General features: G+C 75.2%; 2 protein-coding genes. One reads left to right on the top strand and one right to left on the bottom strand.

Going from position 1 to position 2,777, the window contains the following annotated elements; genetic code table 11:
* Window positions 1–1,547: 3' terminal RNA ribose 2'-O-methyltransferase Hen1 (locus tag ACFU6K_RS18410; RefSeq protein ID WP_380664235.1), on the bottom strand; the 1,547-nt coding region annotated here is incomplete at its 3' end.
* Between the two features lie 141 nt (window positions 1,548–1,688).
* Here ACFU6K_RS18410 and dapD point away from each other — a divergent pair.
* Window positions 1,689–2,693 carry a 2,3,4,5-tetrahydropyridine-2,6-dicarboxylate N-succinyltransferase gene (gene dapD, locus ACFU6K_RS18405; protein WP_380664233.1) on the top strand — a complete coding sequence of 335 codons (1,005 nt, stop codon included), beginning with the start codon at window positions 1,689–1,691 and terminating at the stop codon, window positions 2,691–2,693.
* The last annotated feature ends 84 nt before the right edge of the window (window positions 2,694–2,777 follow it).

Below are 2,777 nucleotides of genomic sequence, written 5' to 3'. Positions count from 1 at the left end.
TGCCCCCGGGGGGGGGGGGGGGCGGGGGGGGGGGGGGGGGGCGGGGGGGGGGGGGGGGGCGCGGGGGTCGGCGTCGTGGTGAACAGGGCCAGCTGGGTCGGGGCGCCGACCTCCTCGTCCTCCGGGCCGACCGGGCGCAGCTCCACGGTGTAGCCGTACGCGGCCGCGACCTTCCCGGCCCAGGCGCGGAACTCGGCCCGGGACCACTCGAAGCGGTGGTCGGCGTGCCGGACGGTACCCGCCGGCAGGCTCTCCCAGCGGACGTTGTACTCGGCGTTCGGCGTGGTGACCACGACCGCCCTCGGCCGGGCGGCGCCGAACACCGCGTACTCCAGCGCGGGCAGCCGCGGCAGGTCCAGGTGCTCGATCACCTCGCACAGCACCGCCGCGTCGAAGCCCTTGAGCCGGGCGTCGGTGTAGGTGAGCGCCCCCTGCGCCAGCGCCACCCGGGCCGCCTGACGCTCCGGCATCCGCTCCAGGCCCAGCCTGCGGCTCGCCGACCGCAGCGCCCGGGCGGAGACGTCCACGCCGAGGATTCCGGTGAACCGGGCGTCCTTGAGCAGTTCGACGATCAACTCGCCCTGGCCGCAGCCGAGATCGGCGACGCGGGTGGCACCGGTCTCGCGCAGCGCGGCGATGATCGCGGTGCGGCGCTGCTCGGCGAGCGAGGGCTGCCGGGGCTCCGGCTCGTCCCGCACCTCCCCCTCGGACCGGTCGTCGACCGCGTTGTCGATCTCCTCGACCTCTCGGTCGTCGGCCTCCGCCAGCCGGGCCAGCTCCAGGCGCTCCATCGCGGCCCGGGTCAGCGACCAGCGCCGGGCCAGGTAGCGGCGGGTGATCAGGGCGCGCTCGGGGTGGGCCGCCAACCAGCCCTGACCGGCCGCGAGCAGCTTGTCCACCTCGTCCGGGGCGACCCAGTAGTGCTTGGCGCCGTCCAGCACCGGCAGCAGCACGTACAGCTGCTGGAGCGCGTCGGCGAGCCGGACCGTCCCGGAGGAGAGCGCGATCCGGACGTAGCGGGACTCGCCCCACTCGGGGAACGACTCGTCCAGCGGGACCGCCGTCGCCTCGACCTGCCAGCCCAGCGGCTCGAACAGCCGGACCACCAGGGCCGGGCCGCCGCCCTCGCCCGCACCGTTCGCGGGCACGGCGGGCAGCTCGATCCGCAGCGGGCGGACCCGCCCGGGCAGTTCGGGCCGGACCGGGCAGTCTCCCTTCATCGCGGACCGGAACACCGTCCGCAGCGCCACCGCGAGCAGCGAGGACGCGGCGTACGGGCGGTCGTTGACGTACTGGGCGAGCGCGAAGTCGGGCGAGCCGCCGCGCCCCCTGCCGTCGCCCCGGCCCTTGCGGACCAGCGCGATCGGGTCGATGTCCAGCAGCAGCGCCGCCGTGCAGACCTCGTCCCCCGCCTCGGGGTAGAAGACGTGGGCCTCGCCGTGCGACGTGGCGAACCGCTGGACCTTGTCGGGGTGCTTGTGCAGCAGGAACCCGAGGTCCGTGGCCGGGTCCTCGGCGCTGCCGGTGGTGGAGATCGACATGAACACCCGCTGAAGTATTGCCCAGCGCCCGAACGCCGGGCACCGGGTTTTCCCGCCCCGCGGGCCGCCGACCGGCGCGTTCGCCGGGCGCGTCCGCCCGGTGGGCGTGTTCGGCACCGGGGCCCCGCATTGGTTAACGTGCACGGTGTGACTGCTGAATCCACCTCGCTCGAATCCACCTCCCCGGCGAACGGCGCCGTGGCCACCGGTCTGGCCACCATCGCCGCCGACGGCACCGTCCTCGACACCTGGTTCCCCGCCCCCGTGCTGGCCGCCGAGCCCGGCCCGGCCGGCACCGTCCGTCTGACCGCCGAGCAGGCCGAGGCCGAGCTCGGCGCCGGCGCGGCCGAGGCACTGCGCGTCGACGCCCGCCGCGGCGTCGAGGTGGTCGCCGTGCGCACCACCATCGCCTCGCTGGACGAGAAGCCGCTCGACACCCACGACGTGTACCTGCGCCTGCACCTGCTCAGCCACCGCCTGGTCAAGCCGCACGGCCAGAACCTGGACGGCATCTTCGGCCTGCTGGCCAACGTCGCGTGGACCAGCATCGGCCCCGTCCCGGTGGACAAGGTCGAGCAGGCCCGCCTCGCCGTGCGCGCCCAGGGCGGCCAGCTCGCCGTCTACGGGATCGACAAGTTCCCGCGGATGACCGACTACGTCGCCCCGGCCGGTGTGCGCATCGCCCACGCCGACCGCGTCCGGCTCGGCGCCCACCTGGCCGTCGGCACCACCGTGATGCACGAGGGCTTCGTCAACTTCAACGCCGGCACGCTGGGCACCTCCATGGTCGAGGGCCGGATCAGCGCGGGCGTCGTCGTCGGCGACCACAGCGACATCGGCGGCGGCGCCTCGATCATGGGCACCCTGTCCGGCGGCGGCAAGCAGGTCGTCTCGGTCGGCGAGCGCTGCCTGCTCGGCGCCAACGCGGGCATCGGCATCTCGCTCGGCAGCGACTGCGTGGTCGAGGCCGGCCTGTACGTGACCGCCGGCACCCGGGTCACCACCCCGGACGGCACGGTGGCCAAGGCCGTCGAACTGTCCGGCCAGGACAACCTGCTGTTCCGCCGCAACTCGCAGAGCGGCGCGGTCGAGGTCATCGCCCGCTCCGGCTCCTGGGGCGGCCTGAACGCCGACCTGCACGCCCACAACTGACCTTCGGTCAGGGGCCGTTGGGGTCCGGCGCCCGGGCGGCGCCGGACCCCGCCCGCTTCTCGGGGTCCGGCCGCTTCTCGGCGT

Origin of the sequence: Kitasatospora sp. NPDC057512, from assembly GCF_042802135.1 — a bacterium.
Classification (GTDB): domain Bacteria; phylum Actinomycetota; class Actinomycetes; order Streptomycetales; family Streptomycetaceae; genus Kitasatospora.
This window is presented reverse-complemented; position numbering and strand designations above follow the sequence as displayed.